Here is a 17,246-nt window from a genome sequence, read left to right as displayed (position 1 = left end):
AGCCGACTGATTTAGTCGGCTCTAGTTATCCTATTATTTTTCAGCATTTTTCAATAATTCTGCGTGTGCTTTTTTCTGTTCTTTCATTTTCGTACTCGCTTCACGGCGTTGCTTAGAAAGTTCAGCATTGCGAATTGTATAATCATCCACACGGCTTTCATAATCATCACGCATACTTTCAATAATTCCGCGTACTTCTGCAATAGTCATATCATCACGAATATATTGATTTAAATTATCCAATAACAATATGCGTTTTTGGTTATCGCGAATCTTACGATTATTGTCTTCCATATCTCGTTTAATTCTATTTTTTAAACGATACATACGCACGTATTCCAACACTTCTTGAAAAGATTGTTTATTCACAATTTCCATAACAACTCCCTTTAAAATAAATAAAATGACTGTGCCGTAATTTAGCTTTTTTTTAATCAATCGTCAAAATTTACCCTCTATTTTATGAATGATAGAAAGAATTTTTTTGATTTCAGTAAAAAGCATTGATTATCGATTTTTGTAGTGATAAAAAAGACATCATTATTTTCATAAAAAGCAAGGAAATACAATGTCACAAGTCTTTAATTTTAGCGCAGGTCCTGCGATGATTTTCCCAGAAGTGTTGCAAAAAGCACAAAATGAACTTACAAACTGGCTCAATCAAGGTGTTTCTGTAATGGAAGTAAGCCATCGTGGAAAGTATTTTATGGAACTCGTTACCCAAGCGGAAAAAGATCTACGTGAGGTTTACAATATTCCTGATAACTATCGTGTACTTTTCTTACAAGGTGGCGCTCGCGGTCAATTTGCCGCAATTCCGATGAACTTAATCGGTAAAAAAGGCAAAGCCCTTTATTTAAATAGTGGGCATTGGTCAGCTACAGCGGCAAAAGAAGCAAGAAATTTTGCAGAAATTGATGAAATCACTATCGTAGAAAATGGCGAACAGACTCGAATTACCGATCTTGATTTTAGCCATATCGCTGATCAATATGACTACGTTCATTATTGCCCGAATGAAACTATTAGTGGTGTAGAGATTTTTGATGTGCCAAATGTGGGCAATGCCGTATTGGTCGCGGATATGTCTTCAAATATTCTTTCACGTCAAATCGATATCAGTAAATTTGGGATAATTTATGCAGGTGCGCAAAAAAATCTTGGCCCTGCGGGTATTACGTTAGTGATTATTCGCGATGATTTAATCGGTAATGCACGTAAAGAACCCCCCTCTATTTGGAATTATGCAACTCAACGTGATGCAGATTCAATGATCAACACGCCTCCAACTTTTGCGTGGTATTTATGTTCCCTCGTATTTAAACATCTTAAAGAAATAGGCGGCTTAGAAATAATCGAAAAACGTAATGCACTAAAAGCACAAACTCTTTATGATTATATTGATTCGAGCAAACTTTACCGCAATGTGGTAGCAAAAGAAAACCGTTCAACAATGAATGTCACTTTCATCACAGGTAATCCTGAATTAGATGCAAAATTTGTCGCAGAATCTACTGCTACGGGTTTGCAAGCCTTGAAAGGTCATAAGGTTTTAGGTGGAATGCGCGCATCTATTTATAATGCAATGTCGCAAAATGGTGTTGAGGCACTCATTTCATTTATGAAAAAATTTGAAGCTGAAAATCTTCCTCAATAGGAAAAATATTTCCAATGGGCGTATTTACTACGCCCAAATTTATTTAAAAATACATACTAACCCATATCAATATTTACAAATAACACTATGCAGTACATTAACATTGCCAATCGTGGCGTAAAATCCTTATCACCTTACCAAGCTGGTAAACCGATTGAAGAATTAGAACGAGAAATTGGTATTTCCAATATCGTTAAACTTGCCTCAAACGAAAACCCATTTGGTTTTCCAGAAAGTGCAAAAAAAGCAATTTTCGAACAATTAGATAAACTGACTCGTTATCCAGATGCGAATGGCTTTGAACTAAAACAAACTATCGCAAAAAAATTTGGCGTTCAACCAAATCAAATTACACTCGGTAATGGCTCAAATGATTTATTAGAACTTTTTGCTCACACTTTCGCAACGGAAGGCGATGAAATCATTTATTCACAATATGCTTTTATTGTTTATCCTTTAGTGACTAAAGCGATAAATGCAATTGCAAAAGAAATTCCAGCTAAAAATTGGGGACACGATTTACAAGGATTTTTAACCGCACTTTCTGATAAAACAAAGCTCATTTACATTGCTAATCCCAATAATCCAACGGGTAATTTTTTAACATCACAAGAAATTGAAGATTTTTTAGCAAAAGTCCCCGAAAATGTAATCGTGGTATTAGATGAAGCCTACACAGAATTTACTAGATCTGAAGAACGAGTGGACTCTTTCAGTTTATTAAAAAAATATTCAAATTTAATTATTTCACGCACTCTTTCTAAAGCCTATGGCTTGGCAGGCTTACGCATTGGTTATGCGGTATCTAATCCAGAAATCGCAGATTTATTAAATCGAGTTAGACAGCCATTTAACTGTAATTCTTTGGCATTAACCGCTGCAGTTGCCGTAATGAATGACGATGAATTTATTGAAAAAGTCGCTGAAAATAATCGAATAGAAATGCGACGTTATGAAGACTTTTGTCAAAAAAATCAATTGGATTATATTCCCTCTAAAGGAAATTTTATAACCATTGATTTCAAACAACCTGCCACTTCGATTTATGATGCGTTGTTACGAGAAGGTGTAATTGTTCGCCCAATTGCTGGTTATGGTATGCCAAATCATTTACGCATAAGTATTGGTTTACCTGAAGAAAACGATAAATTTTTCACCGCACTTTCTAAGGTATTAAAGTTTGCTTAATCTATTATTTAATAATGAAAGGGAAATTTATTATATAAAAAACCCGCTTATTGCGGGTTTTATTTTTCCACTGTGATTAAGCGTGCTTTGCTGCCACTTCAGCTAATAAAGTTTGCAATTCGCCTGCTTGATACATTTCTAAAATAATATCACAACCACCAATTAATTCTCCCTCAACCCATAATTGTGGGAAAGTTGGCCAATTTGCATATGTTGGTAATTCAGCACGAATATCTGGATGTTGCAAAATATCCACATAACCAAAAGGCACTTTGCAGTGCATTAATGCCTCTGATGCACGAGCAGAAAAACCACAAGATGGTAATTTTGGCGAACCTTTCATATAAATAAGAATGGGATTTTCACTAATTTGCTTTTTGATTTTGTCTAAGGTTTCCATAATGTTCCCTATAAATAAACGAGGTAAGCATTTTATCACAAGTTAAAACTTGATTGAAATGCTTGGTTTTATATTCATTTAAAACAAAAGGCCTAAACCGAAGTTTAAGCCTTTTTCTGTATTTAATCTTTCGTTAAACAAATACTAAAATTATTTAGTACCGTTTACTGCGATTTCTACACGACGGTCTGGAGCAAGACAAGCGATAAGCGCTTTACGACCTTTAACTTGGTCACAAGTTGCACCAGTTACTGGGTTTGCTTTACCGTAGCCAGTTGCAGAGATTGCGTCTGCTGCAACACCTTTAGCAACAAAGTAGTTAGCTACTGAATCTGCACGTTCTTGAGAAAGTTTTACGTTGAACGCGTCAGAACCAATACGGTCAGTGTAACCAGCAATAGCTACTTTTGCACTTTTAACTTGTGACATTTCGCCATAGATGCTGTCTAATGTTGCTTGCGCTTGAGGTTTTAAGTTTGCTTTACCAAATGCGAAAGTTACATCAGAGTTTAAGCTGAAAGTTTTGCTTACAACTTCAGGTGCTGCAACAACTGGCGCTGCGCCTTGACCAAAACGGTAAGAAATACCCGCATTGATAGAACCAATCCAAGGGTTGTAGTTAAGTGCGGTATTTGGTTTATCTTGAGGGCGGTATTTACCTACGCGAGTTAGCCATTGGTATTCTAAACGAACTGCTAATTCTGGTAATACTGCATATTCTGCACCTACTGCAAATAAACCAGAGGCACGTGCTCTGTGATGTTCGCCTAGTTTTTTAAGAGTATTACTACTATTTTTATCGTACAATTTATAGTCAGAACGAACTAAAGCAACACCTGCTTTACCATAAACATCTAAACCTTCTAACACTTCATAGCTACCTTTTAAGCTTAAATGCGCACCGTGGTTAGTGTGTTTAGCAACAGTTTTACCTTTTTCACGACCTTTAGCACGACCGAAATCGTCGTAACCTAATTCAACCGCTAAACCTAAGTTATTTTGATTTAAAATTTGATAACCACCGAATACACCATAAGTGAAAGAATTACGGTGATAACCAACATTCTTTTCACGAGCTAGAGCACGAAGTCCATCGTGAAAAGATGCTTGACCAGCTTTAACGCCAGCGTAGAAAGTGTTTTCTTGTGGAGCTGCTTGAGCTACTGAAGCTGCTGCTAAACCAGCAACTACTAATGCGATTGCAGTTTTTTTCATTTTGATGTCCTCTATTTAGTGATCGAATAGTAATAAAAAAGTGTCCTTGTTTATACTGAACTTTTAATTAAAGTTACATTCTAAACAGTCACTTAACTAGGGTTTTGAATTTGCCCTACTTTATTACCTTTTGACAAATTCAATTCCTTTGTTTACGCCAAAGGAACGTTCAAAAGTGCGCTTATTATCCTATAAAAATTGAAAAGATCAAATTCTTTTGAATTTTTTGTTTATTTTTCATCCAAACAACACTCTTTTCTTGACTCATTTACTCCATAAAACACTCCTTAAAAATGCTCAAAATCTAATTCGACATCATTAACGCCTTAAGATATTATCAATAACCTGCCATTTTTACCTTTAAATGAGTTAAATACTATGTTGCCAAATCTAAATCGCATTCCTCAAGTTGAACAATATGTACTTGATTATCTTGATGATCTTCAATGCCAACATTTTGAGGGGGATATTGCAACAAATTATTCGGATAGATTAAGTCTGGCTACGGATAACAGCGTTTACCAACAACTTCCACAAGCGATTCTTTTTCCGAAAAATGTTGCTGATATAGTGCGTATAACCAAATTGGCAAATTTACCTGAATATCAATCAATCAGCTTTACGCCTCGCGGTGGAGGCACTGGCACAAATGGACAATCCATTAATAACAATATAATAGTGGATCTTTCTCGTCATATGACTGCCATTTTAGAACTCAATGTAAAAGAACGCTGGGTTCGAGTACAAGCAGGCGTTGTAAAAGATCAACTTAATCAATTTTTAAAACCACATGGTTTATTCTTTGCTCCAGAGTTATCCACCAGCAATCGAGCGACTTTAGGCGGAATGATTAACACAGATGCCTCGGGGCAAGGTTCATTGCAATACGGTAAAACCTCTAATCATGTTTTGGCATTACGTGCAGTCTTAATAAATGGCGAAATTTTAGATACAAGTGCGGTCAATTCTGTTGATGTTTTAGAAAACATTGATGCGCTTAAATTAAGTGAGAGTAGCAAAAGACTCCATCAAACAATCGCGCAACACTGTAAAGAAAAAAGAGCGGCTATCATTAAAGATTTGCCACAACTTAACCGTTTTTTAACGGGTTACGATCTGAAAAATGTCTTTAATGAAGATGAAAGTGAATTTAATCTCACGAGAATTCTCACTGGTTCTGAAGGTTCTCTCGCATTTATTTGCGAAGCCAAACTCAATCTTCTGCCAATTCCGCAGTATCGCACGCTCATCAATATTAAATATCGTTCTTTTGATGCGGCATTACGCAATGCACCCTTTATGGTAAAAGCCAATGCGCTTTCTGTGGAAACCGTTGATTCCAAAGTCTTAAACCTCGCCAAACAAGATATTATTTGGCACTCTGTGAATGAACTTCTTACAGAAGATGAAAAAGATCCAATTCTCGGTTTAAATATTGTGGAATTTGCTGGTAATAATAAAGAAAAAATAGACCGCCAAGTCACCGCACTTTGTCGCTCACTTGATGAAAAAATTGAACACAATCAAGATCACATTATTGGCTATCAAGTTTGTTCTGATTTACCTTCTATTGAACGTATTTATGCGATGCGAAAAAAAGCCGTGGGCTTACTTGGTAATGCAAAAGGTGCAGCCAAACCGATTCCTTTTGTAGAAGATACTTGTGTCCCCCCAGAAAATCTTGCGGATTACATCAGTGAATTTCGCGCTTTATTAGACCAGCACAATTTACAATACGGCATGTTTGGTCACGTGGATGCGGGTGTGTTACACGTTCGCCCTGCGCTTGATTTATGCGATAAAGAACAAGTGAAATTATTTAAACAAATTTCAGATGAAGTGGCAGAACTTACGATTAAATATGGTGGATTACTTTGGGGAGAGCATGGAAAAGGCGTGCGTTCCCATTACGGCGAAAAATTCTTTACCCCAGAACTCTGGCACGAACTTCGTTATATCAAAACCTTATTCGATCCGAACAATCGCTTAAATCCCGGCAAAATCTGTACGCCTTTGCATTCCAAAGAGGAACTTTATTCTATTCTTTCGCCGATGCGAGCTGATAAGGATCGCCAAATTCCTATCCAAGTGCGTGATGAATTTAAGGGTGCGATGAACTGCAATGGAAACGGGTTATGTTTTAATTTTGATGAACACAGCATTATGTGCCCGTCGATGAAAGTCAGTAAAAACCGTGTATTTTCGCCGAAAGGTCGCGCAGCCATGGTTCGAGAATGGCTTCGATTGATGGCGAATGAAAATGTTTCGTCCGAACAATTAGACTTCCGTAAAACAGAAATAAAACTAACCGCACTTGTAAAAAGACTAAGCAATACGGTTCAAAAATGGCGAGGCGATTATGATTTTTCTCACGAAGTAAAAGCTGCAATGGACACTTGCCTTGCTTGTAAAGCCTGTGCAAGCCAATGCCCGATTAAAATCGATGTACCAAGTTTCCGCGCGAAATTCTTTCATTTCTATCACAGCCGCTACTTACGCCCCGCAAAAGATCACATTGTGGCAAATTTAGAAATCGCTGCTCCTTATATGGCAAAGCAGGCAAAATTCTTTAATTATTTTACCAAGCTAAAAGTCACACAAACATTAGTGGAAAAAACGTTAGGCATGACCGATTTGCCCTTGCTTTCTGAACCCAATTTGCAACAACAACTGGTGGAAATTCATTATCAAGGCAAATCCTTGGAAGAATTGGAAGACCTAAGTGCGGTAGAAAAAAACGATATTTTATTTATTGTGCAAGATCCTTATACCTCTTACTATGATGCGAAAGTGGTACGCGATTTTGTTCTGCTTACGCAGGAATTAGGCTTTACACCAATTCTGTTGCCATTTAAACCAAACGGCAAAGCAATGCACATTAAAGGTTTCTTAAAACGCTTTAGCAAAACCGCACAAAACCAAGCCGAGTTTTTAAATCGAATGGCAAAATTAGGCATTCCTCTTGTGGGCGTTGATCCAGCCATCGTGCTATCTTATCGAGATGAATACAAAGAAGCACTACAAGAAAAACGGGGCGACTTTCACGTTCTCACCGCACACGAATGGTTAAAACAAAGATTACAAAATGCGGAGTTACAAGAGAAGTTAAAAAACATCGCCAAAACTGACCGCACTTTCGATTGGTATTTATTCCCGCATTGTACGGAATCTACTTTTATGCCGAACAGTCCAAAAGAATGGCAAGAAATTTTTAGAAGATTTGGACAACAACTTAATGTAGAAAAAGTCGGATGTTGCGGTATGGCTGGTGTATTTGGACATGAAGTGCAAAATCAAAAAATGAGCCGAGAAATCTACGATGTATCCTGGCATAAAAAACTACATGAAAAAGATCCGCACTTTTGTTTAGCAACTGGTTATTCTTGCCGCAGTCAGGTAAAACGTTATGAACATGTGGTGCTAAAACACCCTGTGCAGGCATTATTAGAAATTTTAGCGTAATGAAAGGAACATCATGATTTGGCAAAAAAACTTCACGCTCGAAAACTTAAATCAACTCTGCTCCAACAGTGCAGTTAGCCATCTTGGCATTGAAATTTCAGCTTTTGGCGAGGATTGGATTGAAGCGACAATGCCAGTGGATCATCGTACTATGCAGCCGTTTGGTGTATTGCATGGCGGGGTTTCGGTTGCTTTAGCTGAAACAATTGGTTCCCTTGCGGGTTCGCTTTGTTTAGAAGAAGGCAAAACTGCGGTGGGATTGGATATTAACGCCAATCATCTTCGCCCTGTTCGTTCAGGTAAAGTAACCGCGAGAGCCACGCCGATTAATTTAGGCAGAAATATCCAAGTTTGGCAAATTGACATCCGCACAGAAGAGAATAAACTTTGTTGTGTTTCTAGATTAACCCTTTCCGTAATCAATTTATGACAAAACCAGCAAAAATCGGCGTATTACTTGCCAATCTAGGCACGCCAGATAGCCCGACACCGAAGTCAATTAGCCGTTATTTATGGCAATTTTTAACGGATCCTCGCGTGGTCGATTTACCGCGTTGCAAATGGTATCCACTGCTAAAAGCCATTATTTTGCCATTGCGTTCAAAACGTATTGCCAAAAATTATCAAGCCATTTGGACAGAACAAGGATCGCCTTTACTTGCCATTTCACGACAACAAAAAGACGCATTACAAACCTATTTAGATAAGCAAAATATCGATACACAAGTAGAAATTGCCATGACATACGGCAATCCATCAATGCAAAGTGCGGTAAAAAATTTGCTTAAAAATCAAGTTGAGCGAATTATTGTTTTACCTCTTTATCCGCAATACTCTAGCTCAACCACGGGCGCAGTATTTGATGCTTTCGCTAATGCACTTAAAGAAGAACGAGGATTAGTGCCTTTTGATTTCATCCATTCTTATCATGTTGATGAAAATTACATTAACGCCTTAGCAAACTCCATAAAAGTGCGGTTAAAATCCGATGAATTTTTACTATTTTCTTATCACGGTATTCCTTTGCGTTATGAAAAAATGGGCGATTATTATCGTGAACATTGTAAACAAACGACTATTGCAGTGGTTAATAAACTGGGCTTAACAGAAAACCAATGGGGAATGACGTTTCAATCTCGCTTTGGACGTGAAGAATGGCTACAGCCTTACACAGATAAATTTCTTCAAAATGCAGCACCACAAGGCATTCATAAAATAGCTGTCATTTGTCCAGGTTTCTCCGTAGATTGTTTAGAAACCATTGAAGAAATTGACAAAGAAAATCGAGAAAATTTTCTAAAAAATGGTGGACAATCTTATCAATATATTCCCGCACTTAATATAGAGCATGCACATATTGAAATGATGGGAAAATTGATCCTAGAAAAACTTACTTAATAAATGGTAAAACGTTTCTAAAATCTTCCGCACTTTGCTAAAATCAGCCATTATTTTTTCACAAGGATAAAACATGGCTGATTTTCCTTTTATCGTTGAGATCAACGAACAAAATCTTACTGAAATACTGCAACAATCCTTAGAAAAACCACTTGTCATCAATTTTTACGCGCCAACCCATAAAGAATCGGCGGATTTTTTGGTGCTACTTGAGCAAGTTGCAGAACAATATCAAGGACAATTTATTCTTGGAAAAGTAGATTGTGAAAAAGAGCAAATGATTGCCGCACAATTCCGCATCCAAGCATTGCCAACCACCTATTTGTTTAAAGAAGCACAGGCATTAGAGGCATTTCCAGGCATGCTTGATAAAGCATCATTAATCCAACGATTAAGCATTATTTTACTTAAAGAGGAAGATTTAAAATTCCAACAAGCATTAGATTTCTTGCAAGTAGAAAATTACGAAGCCGCATTGCCATTGTTGAAAGACGCATGGGAACTTTCCGATAAGAAAAACAGTGATGTTGCCCTGCTCTATGCGGAAACCTATATTGCAATGAAGAAAACGGAGCCAGCACAAGAAATTTTAAATCAAATTCCATTGCAAGATCGAGATAGCCGTTGGCACGGATTACAAGCACAAATTGAGCTACAAATTCAAGCAGCCGATACACCTGAAATCCAACAATTACAGGCTGATTATGCTAAAAACCCAACAGCTGAAATTGCAATAAAACTTGCCGTACAACTTCATCAAGCTGGACGAAATGAAGAAGCATTAACACTACTTTTCGGCATTTTAAAAACAGATTTAAGCGCGCAGAATGGCGAAGTTAAACAACAATTTTTATCTATTTTAAGCGCAATGGGCAATGCTGATCCGCTGACAAATAAATTTCGTCGATTGCTTTATTCGCTGCTTTATTAAGCAAAAAGTTTATAATCAGTAAAATGCAACTTATTGCATTATATTATTACTTAACTACAAACAAGGATTCTTTATGTCAGATATCAAACACGCAAAACTTTTAATTTTAGGCTCAGGCCCTGCTGGTTATACAGCAGCCATTTATGCGGCACGTGCAAACTTAAAACCCGTACTGGTGACTGGTTTACAACAAGGTGGGCAGCTGACTACCACAGATGAAATTGAGAACTGGCCGGGTGATTTTGAGATGACTACTGGTTCAGGTTTAATGCAACGTATGTTGCAACATGCAGAAAAATTTGAAACAGAAATCGTCTTCGATCATATCAATCGCGTAGATTTATCTTCTCGCCCATTCAAACTTTTTGGCGATGTGCAAAATTTCACTTGTGATGCATTAATTATCGCAATGGGTGCCTCTGCACGCTATATTGGCTTACCTTCAGAAGAAAACTACAAAGGTCGTGGGGTTTCTGCTTGTGCAACCTGTGATGGTTTCTTTTATCGTAATAAGCCTGTTGGTGTCATTGGTGGAGGAAATACAGCGGTGGAAGAAGCCCTTTACTTAGCCAATATTGCAAGTACAGTGCATTTAATCCACCGTCGCGATAGCTTCCGTGCGGAAAAAATCCTTATCGATCGTTTATACAAAAAAGTAGAAGAAGGGAAAATCGTTCTTCATACTGACCGCACTTTAGATGAAGTATTGGGCGATAATATGGGCGTAACTGGATTACGTTTAGCCAACACAAAAACTGGGGAAAAAGAAGAACTCAAATTAGATGGCTTATTCGTGGCGATTGGTCATTCGCCAAATACGGAAATTTTCCAAGGGCAACTAGAATTGAATAATGGCTATATCGTTGTAAAATCTGGTCTTGAAGGAAATGCAACCGCCACTTCTGTGGAAGGCGTGTTCGCAGCAGGCGATGTCATGGATCACAATTATCGCCAAGCCATCACCTCCGCGGGAACTGGTTGTATGGCAGCCTTGGATGCAGAACGCTATTTAGATGCTCAAGAAGCATAAATCTTCTAACCAATTCCCCTCTTTTAACTCTTTTAAAGAGGGGAACTTTTTCTATAATCACGACCAAAACAATGAATAAACTTCGCCAAAAATATTTACAAAAATGGCTTCGCGCACAACAAGAACCTATCAAAAAATTAATGCGTGCAAACATTGTCTTAGCTACGCTTTCTTCATTCATTTTAGTCGCACAAACTTATTTTCTTGCGACGTTGCTCGATAAACTGATTATGCAAAATGTGCCTCGTGATGAACTTATTCCTTATTTTCTCGGGCTAATTATCGGCTTCGGGATGCGTGCTATTATTTTATGGGCACGCGAAAAAATAGGTTTCCAAAGCGGACAATTATTACGCAACCATATTCGTCAAAAAATTCTGGATAAAATTCATCTTGTCGGCCCTGCGACAATCAATCAAAAACCAGCTGGAAGTTGGGCAAGCATTATGTTGGAACAAGTTGAAAACTTACATAATTTCTATGCCCGTTTTCTGCCTCAACAAAGTCTTTCAGCCATTGTTCCAGTGGTTATTTTCATTGCTGTATTTCCCTTGAACTGGGCTGCAGGCTTAATCTTAATGATTACCGCACCGCTTGTTCCTCTGTTTATGATCATTGTCGGTATTGCTGCGGCTGACAACAGCCAAAAAAATATGGATACCCTTTCTCGCCTCAGTGCCCAATTTTTAGATCGCTTACGCGGTTTGGAAACCTTGCGTCTTTTTAACCGCACTTCTGAACAAACTGAGCATATTGAAAATGCCACTGAAGATTTCCGTGAAACCACAATGGATGTGCTAAAACTCGCTTTTCTCTCTTCTGCAGTATTGGAATTTTTTACCTCTATTTCCATTGCACTGATGGCGGTCTATTTTGGTTTTAGCTACTTAGGTCAAATTGAATTTGGTACCTATAATGCACCGCTTACACTTTTCACAGGTTTCTTTTGTTTAATTCTTGCACCTGAATTTTATCAACCCTTACGCGATCTAGGCACCTATTACCACGACCGTGCAGCAGGTATTGGTGCAGCGGATGCCATTGTTGATTTTTTAGAATCTGATTATTTAACTGTACATCAAAATGAAAAAACAATTTCTTTAGAAAGTGCGGTTGAAATTTCTGCCGAAAATTTAGTGGTGCTTTCGACACAGGGTTCAGCATTAACCAAGCCGTTAAACTTCCAAATTCCAGCAAATCATAATGTTGCGCTTGTAGGACAAAGTGGCGCGGGAAAAACTTCATTAATAAATGCGATTCTGGGCTTTTTACCTTATGAGGGCTCGCTCAAAATTAATGGGCAAGAACTTCGCGAAAGTAATCTAGCTGACTGGCGCAAACATATTGCGTGGGTAGGACAAAATCCATTGTTATTACAAGGCACAATTAAAGAAAACTTACTACTTGGCAATATTCAAGCCAACGATGAAGAAATTAATCAAGCTTTAATGCGTTCTCAAGCGAAAGAATTTACCGATAAACTTGGACTTCATCACGAAATAAAAGATGGTGGATTAGGCATTTCTGTGGGACAAGCGCAACGCCTTGCCATTGCTCGGGCATTGTTACGCAAAGGCGATTTACTTCTGCTCGATGAGCCAACCGCAAGCCTAGATGCGCAATCAGAAAATCTTGTTTTACAAGCATTGAATGAAGCAAGTCAGCATCAAACTACACTGATGATTACACACCGAATTGAAGATTTGAAACAATGTGATCAAATTTTTGTGATGCAACGAGGAGAAATAGTACAGCAAGGTAAATTTACCGAATTACAACATCAAGGTTTCTTTGCTGAACTACTCGCTCAACGACAACAGGATATCCAATAATGCGCACATTACTTCCGTTTATACGTTTATTTAAATTCGCCAAATTCCCGCTTATTTTAGGCTTGGTGCTAATGATTCTAGGTTTGGGCTCTAGTATGGGCTTGCTTACCGTTTCAGGCTGGTTTTTAGCCGCTACAGCCATTGCAGGACTAGGCACGCTATTTAACTTTTTCTATCCTTCAGCCAGTGTGCGAGGTTTAGCTATCGGACGAACCGTCATGCGCTATTTTGAAAAAATAGTAACGCATGATGCAACATTCCGCATTTTGTCCAAATTACGCGTGCAAGTATTTGAAAAAATCATTCCTTTAAGTCCAGCTGTGTTAAATCGTTATCGCAACAGCGATTTGTTAAATCGTTTAGTGTCCGATGTGGATACACTTGATAGCCTCTATTTACGTTTACTTGCACCATTTTTCACTGCTGTATTTGTAATCATTGCCATAACGATTGGGCTTAGCTTTATCAATATTCCACTCGCACTTGGTTTAGGCTTATTTTTGTTAATTTTATTAATGATTATCCCAACTGTTTTCTATCGACTAGGACAGGAATTTGGTGAACGCTTAATCCAAGCACGCGCGACCTATCGAACCCAGTTTTTAGAATTTATCCAAGCACAAGCCGAGCTTTTATTATTTAATGCAGAAGATAAATTAAAAGAGAAAATGTCAGCCACAGAAAAAACATGGCAGGAAGATCAAGCCAAAGAAGCAAAATTAAGTGGATTTTCTACCGCACTTGTTCTCTTTCTTAATGGTTTGTTGATTTCTGGAATGCTATGGTTTGCAAGTAACGCCGATTTTGGCACAGATGAATATCACACGGCTTATATTGCACTTTTCACTTTTGCTGCGCTTGCCGCCTTTGAGATCATCATGCCATTGGGTGCAGCATTTTTACATATAGGTCAAGTGATTGCAGCAGCAGAGCGTGTGACCGAAATCATTGAGCAAAAACCGCTTGTTGAGTTTAATGGTAACGAGGAATTTGAAACAAAAGTGCGGTTAATTTCTGCGAAGAATTTAAATTTTTCCTATCCCGAACAAGAAACACTCGTATTAAAAAATCTTACATTAGATTTAGAACAGGGCAAAAAAATTGCTATTTTAGGCAAAACTGGAAGTGGAAAATCTTCACTTCTTCAACTTTTAGTACGCAATTATGATGCGAATCAAGGTGAGCTTTTATTGGCAGAAAAACCCATTTCCACCTATTCAGAAGAGACATTACGCCGCCAAATTTGTTTTTTAACTCAACGTGTTCACGTATTCAGCGATACACTTCGTCAAAATTTACAATTTGCAAGTGCGGATAAAATTTCCGATGAAAAAATGATTGAAGTACTACATCAAGTTGGCTTAAGTAAATTACTTGAGCAAGAAGGAAAAGGTTTAAATCTTTGGCTTGGGGATGGCGGTCGTCCACTTTCTGGTGGGGAACAACGCCGTTTAGGTTTAGCGCGTATTTTACTCAATAATGCGCCAATTTTATTATTGGATGAACCAACAGAAGGCTTAGATCGCGAAACTGAACGTCAAATTTTACGTTTAATTCTGCAACATGCCGAAAATAAAACCCTAATTATAGTCACTCACCGTCTCAGTTCAATTGAACAATTCGATAAAATTTGTGTAATTGATAACGGAAGATTAATCGAAGAAGGCGATTACAATAGTTTAATCACCAAAGAAAATGGGTTCTTTAAAAGATTGATTGAGCGAGTATAAGAAAAAGAAAGTTGGGCGGAAACCTTCCCAGCTTCTTCTCGGCACACAGTAATTCCGACTTTGGCTGCTTCCTTCCGGACCTGACCGAGTAAACCAGACACCGTTGCGAGAGACCGAGAAGGTTTCCATTGATATCGCAATGCGATTGCGTGCTATTATGCAAAAATTACCGCCGTATTGCAAAGACTAATTCAAAAGTGCGGTGAATTTGGCGAGAATTTAAGCCACATTTTCAGGATTGTTATGAAATGAACTACCTCCAATACTACCCGACCGATGTTATCAATGGCGAAGGTACAAGATGCACACTTTTCGTCAGTGGCTGTACGCACGCTTGCAAAGGTTGCTACAACCAAAAAAGTTGGTCATTTTCAGCGGGTGTATTATTTGATGACGTAATGGAACAACAAATCATCAATGATTTAAAAGACACACGCATTAAACGCCAAGGTCTGACGCTTTCAGGTGGTGATCCACTTCATCCCCGTAACGTAGAAACATTATTGCCCTTTGTGCAACGTGTAAAACGAGAATGCCCCGATAAAGACATCTGGGTTTGGACGGGTTATAAGCTAGATGAATTAGACAAACAACAACGTGCAATGTTGCCTTATATTGATGTGTTAATTGATGGGAAATTTATTCAAGAACAGGCAGACCCAAGTTTAGTTTGGCGAGGTTCCGCAAACCAAATTATTCATCGATTTAAGTTATAAAACACTGAAAAAAACCACCGCACTTTTTAGTCAAAAGTATTGAGCGATAAAAAATCTGCAACTGAATTCTCAACTGCAGATTTTTTTATTGATTTCCAGTTACTTATTTAGCAAGCGATCCGTAATCGTGCCTGCCACCATGGCACCGTTTACGTTAAGTGCGGTACGTCCCATATCGATGATCGGTTCGATGGAAATGAGTAAACCGACTAATTCCAGTGGTAAACCTAACGTAGATAGCACGACGATAGCGGCGAATGTGGCTCCGCCACCTACGCCTGCGATACCGAATGAAGAAATGGCGACCACGGAAATTAAGGTTAGAATGTAGCTGAAGCTAAAAGGGTCAATGCCGACCATTGGGGCGACCATCACAGCAAGCATCGCTGGATAAATGCCGCCACAGCCGTTTTGTCCGATAGTGGCACCGAATGTGGCAGCAAAGTTGGCGATGACATTGTTGTTACCTAATTTTGCGGTTTGCGTTTCAATATTTAACGGAATTGTCGCCGCACTTGAGCGAGATGTAAACGCAAAACTTAAGGTTGGCAACACTTTTTTGTAGTAATCCACAGGATTGACTTTAACGAAGAACAATAAAATGCCGTGAACCACAAACATTAAGGCAATAGCAGCGTAAGAAGCCACAATAAAATTGCCCAAATTGACAATATCCGCCCATTTTGAGGTGGCAGCCATTTTAATCATCAACGCAAACACGCCGTAAGGGGTTAAGCGAATCACAAAACGCACCAAACGCATCACTAATTTGTTTAAAGTTTCTACACCTTGTGCAATTCGTTCGCCAAGTGCTTGATCTTCTTTGCCTAAACTCAAAGCCGCCACGCCAAGTAATGCTGAGAAAATTACGACACTAATAATGGACGTTGGGTTGGCACCCGTGAGATCAGCAAAAGGATTTTTCGGAATAAAGGACACCAACATCGCAGGCACAGTTAAATTGGACACTTGCCCTGCTTTATCTAACACTTTGCCTTGAGCCGCTAATTCACGATCGCCCAAGATTAATCCTGCCGCCGACACATCAAATAAATGCACCATCGCAATCCCAATTGCAGCGGAAATGGCGGTGGTAATCAGCAAGGTGGATAACACGCCAACGCTGACTTTGCCCAATGATCTGGTTTGATTGATACGAGCGATAGCAGATAAAATCGACACGAACACCAACGGCATCACGATCATCTGCAATAAACGAACATAACCGTTACCGACCACATTGATCCAATCTAAAGTTTTGTCTAACAAAGGTTTTTCAAAAGCGGATTGCAATACCGCACCAAAAAGCAAACCGAGCAATAAACCGATAAATACCGTTTGCCCTAATTTTTCGGTTTTGCGATATAGCTGTGCTAACAGCAATAAAAAAGCAATAAATATCGCCAAATTGACTAATAACATAAAAAATCTCCAAAACTGATTAAAGTGTTTGGAGACTATCAACTTCAGCAAAAATAACAAGTTTTCTTTCGTTATATTTTATACGTTTTGGTAATTAAAATGCGGCTGCAGTGGCTAGCACGCCTGAATAAACTAAATAGCCGCCGAAAAATAAGAAAATTGCCCCTGCAAGATTATCAATATAACGGCTGTATTTGCTGTAAAAAGATTTAGCAAGTGATCGAAAAAATAACAATGAAATGAAATGAAATGAAATGAAATGAAA

14 protein-coding genes and 1 other RNA gene are annotated in these 17,246 nt (G+C 38.4%); 10 read left to right on the top strand and 5 right to left on the bottom strand.

Translation table 11 applies throughout. From position 1 onward, the window contains the following. Positions 1 to 33: 33 nt before the first annotated feature. Entirely contained in the window at positions 34 to 378 is a 345-nt protein-coding gene (locus tag HMPREF2644_RS04070; RefSeq protein ID WP_005647511.1) for a DUF496 family protein, read from the bottom strand. Positions 379 to 568: 190 nt separating this feature from the next. On the opposite strand from HMPREF2644_RS04070, the gene serC reads away from it, so the two are divergent. Together serC and hisC are read left to right on the top strand one after the other, a co-directional pair. Further along, positions 569 to 1,657, top strand: a complete 1,089-nt coding sequence (serC, locus tag HMPREF2644_RS04065) for a 3-phosphoserine/phosphohydroxythreonine transaminase (RefSeq protein ID WP_070828253.1) — start codon at positions 569 to 571, stop codon at positions 1,655 to 1,657. Between the two features lie 87 nt (positions 1,658 to 1,744). Next, positions 1,745 to 2,845 (top strand): histidinol-phosphate transaminase, encoded by a 1,101-nt coding sequence (gene hisC / locus HMPREF2644_RS04060; RefSeq protein ID WP_050838312.1) that lies wholly within the window; start codon positions 1,745 to 1,747, stop codon positions 2,843 to 2,845. 76 nt (positions 2,846 to 2,921) lie between these two features. Here hisC and grxD read toward each other — a convergent pair whose 3' ends face one another. Together grxD and ompA are read right to left on the bottom strand one after the other, a co-directional pair. Continuing rightward, positions 2,922 to 3,245: a Grx4 family monothiol glutaredoxin gene (gene grxD, locus HMPREF2644_RS04055; protein WP_005653629.1), complete on the bottom strand. Its 324-nt coding sequence runs from the start codon at positions 3,243 to 3,245 to the stop codon at positions 2,922 to 2,924. A gap of 150 nt (positions 3,246 to 3,395) precedes the next feature. Then, positions 3,396 to 4,460 carry a porin OmpA gene (gene ompA / locus HMPREF2644_RS04050; RefSeq protein WP_070828252.1) on the bottom strand — a complete coding sequence of 355 codons (1,065 nt, stop codon included), beginning with the start codon at positions 4,458 to 4,460 and terminating at the stop codon, positions 3,396 to 3,398. Between the two features lie 378 nt (positions 4,461 to 4,838). On the opposite strand from ompA, the gene HMPREF2644_RS04045 reads away from it, so the two are divergent. The 7 genes from HMPREF2644_RS04045 (at position 4,839) to cydC (ending at position 14,843) form a co-directional block, all read left to right on the top strand. Then, entirely contained in the window at positions 4,839 to 7,922 is a 3,084-nt protein-coding gene (locus HMPREF2644_RS04045; RefSeq protein WP_070828251.1) for a D-2-hydroxyglutarate dehydrogenase YdiJ, read from the top strand. A 13-nt stretch (positions 7,923 to 7,935) separates the two neighbouring features. Continuing rightward, a complete protein-coding gene (locus tag HMPREF2644_RS04040) occupies positions 7,936 to 8,352 on the top strand; it encodes a hotdog fold thioesterase (protein WP_009766849.1) in 417 nt (138 codons plus the stop codon). After that, positions 8,349 to 9,320 (top strand): ferrochelatase, encoded by a 972-nt coding sequence (gene hemH, locus HMPREF2644_RS04035; protein WP_070828250.1) that lies wholly within the window; start codon positions 8,349 to 8,351, stop codon positions 9,318 to 9,320. Before HMPREF2644_RS04040 ends, hemH begins: the two co-directional genes overlap by 4 nt. A 73-nt stretch (positions 9,321 to 9,393) precedes the next feature. Continuing rightward, positions 9,394 to 10,251, top strand: coding sequence for a co-chaperone YbbN (locus HMPREF2644_RS04030; RefSeq protein WP_070828249.1), 858 nt, complete (start codon positions 9,394 to 9,396; stop codon positions 10,249 to 10,251). Positions 10,252 to 10,324: 73 nt separating this feature from the next. Continuing rightward, the gene (gene trxB, locus HMPREF2644_RS04025) at positions 10,325 to 11,281 is read left to right on the top strand and encodes a thioredoxin-disulfide reductase (RefSeq protein WP_070828248.1); all 957 of its coding nucleotides are present in this window, start codon (positions 10,325 to 10,327) and stop codon (positions 11,279 to 11,281) included. Positions 11,282 to 11,352: 71 nt separating this feature from the next. After that, positions 11,353 to 13,113 (top strand): heme ABC transporter permease/ATP-binding protein CydD, encoded by a 1,761-nt coding sequence (gene cydD, locus HMPREF2644_RS04020; RefSeq protein ID WP_011272412.1) that lies wholly within the window; start codon positions 11,353 to 11,355, stop codon positions 13,111 to 13,113. Beyond that, entirely contained in the window at positions 13,113 to 14,843 is a 1,731-nt protein-coding gene (cydC, locus tag HMPREF2644_RS04015) for a heme ABC transporter ATP-binding protein/permease CydC (RefSeq protein WP_070828247.1), read from the top strand. The genes cydD and cydC overlap by 1 nt, the downstream gene beginning before the upstream one ends. Positions 14,844 to 14,864: 21 nt before the next feature. Here cydC and ffs read toward each other — a convergent pair. After that, an RNA gene (gene ffs, locus HMPREF2644_RS04010) (signal recognition particle sRNA small type) lies at positions 14,865 to 14,963 on the bottom strand. A 128-nt stretch (positions 14,964 to 15,091) separates the two neighbouring features. Between ffs and nrdG the strand changes: the two genes are divergently transcribed. After that, the gene (gene nrdG, locus HMPREF2644_RS04005; RefSeq protein WP_005667477.1) at positions 15,092 to 15,559 is read left to right on the top strand and encodes an anaerobic ribonucleoside-triphosphate reductase-activating protein; all 468 of its coding nucleotides are present in this window, start codon (positions 15,092 to 15,094) and stop codon (positions 15,557 to 15,559) included. Positions 15,560 to 15,658: 99 nt separating this feature from the next. Here nrdG and HMPREF2644_RS04000 read toward each other — a convergent pair whose 3' ends face one another. Further along, positions 15,659 to 16,981: an L-cystine transporter gene (locus HMPREF2644_RS04000; RefSeq protein WP_005686463.1), complete on the bottom strand. Its 1,323-nt coding sequence runs from the start codon at positions 16,979 to 16,981 to the stop codon at positions 15,659 to 15,661. Positions 16,982 to 17,246: the final 265 nt, after the last annotated feature.

The organism is Haemophilus sp. HMSC071C11 (assembly GCF_001837655.1).
GTDB lineage: Bacteria > Pseudomonadota > Gammaproteobacteria > Enterobacterales > Pasteurellaceae > Haemophilus > Haemophilus influenzae.
Note: the sequence above shows the minus strand (reverse complement) of the source record. Positions and strands in the feature narration are given on the sequence as shown.

Bases quoted from the DNA above. Each gene is read 5' to 3' on its own strand.
- HMPREF2644_RS04070 (WP_005647511.1), bottom strand. From the start codon at position 378: ATGGAAATTGTGAATAAACAATCTTTTCAAGAAGTGTTGGAATACGTG.
- hemH (WP_070828250.1), top strand. From the start codon at position 8,349: ATGACAAAACCAGCAAAAATCGGCGTATTACTTGCCAATCTAGGCACG.
- trxB (WP_070828248.1), top strand. From the start codon at position 10,325: ATGTCAGATATCAAACACGCAAAACTTTTAATTTTAGGCTCAGGCCCT.
- ompA (WP_070828252.1), bottom strand. From the start codon at position 4,460: ATGAAAAAAACTGCAATCGCATTAGTAGTTGCTGGTTTAGCAGCAGCT.
- HMPREF2644_RS04040 (WP_009766849.1), top strand. From the start codon at position 7,936: ATGATTTGGCAAAAAAACTTCACGCTCGAAAACTTAAATCAACTCTGC.
- cydD (WP_011272412.1), top strand. From the start codon at position 11,353: ATGAATAAACTTCGCCAAAAATATTTACAAAAATGGCTTCGCGCACAA.
- hisC (WP_050838312.1), top strand. From the start codon at position 1,745: ATGCAGTACATTAACATTGCCAATCGTGGCGTAAAATCCTTATCACCT.
- nrdG (WP_005667477.1), top strand. From the start codon at position 15,092: ATGAACTACCTCCAATACTACCCGACCGATGTTATCAATGGCGAAGGT.
- serC (WP_070828253.1), top strand. From the start codon at position 569: ATGTCACAAGTCTTTAATTTTAGCGCAGGTCCTGCGATGATTTTCCCA.
- HMPREF2644_RS04030 (WP_070828249.1), top strand. From the start codon at position 9,394: ATGGCTGATTTTCCTTTTATCGTTGAGATCAACGAACAAAATCTTACT.
- grxD (WP_005653629.1), bottom strand. From the start codon at position 3,245: ATGGAAACCTTAGACAAAATCAAAAAGCAAATTAGTGAAAATCCCATT.
- HMPREF2644_RS04000 (WP_005686463.1), bottom strand. From the start codon at position 16,981: ATGTTATTAGTCAATTTGGCGATATTTATTGCTTTTTTATTGCTGTTA.
- cydC (WP_070828247.1), top strand. From the start codon at position 13,113: ATGCGCACATTACTTCCGTTTATACGTTTATTTAAATTCGCCAAATTC.
- HMPREF2644_RS04045 (WP_070828251.1), top strand. From the start codon at position 4,839: ATGTTGCCAAATCTAAATCGCATTCCTCAAGTTGAACAATATGTACTT.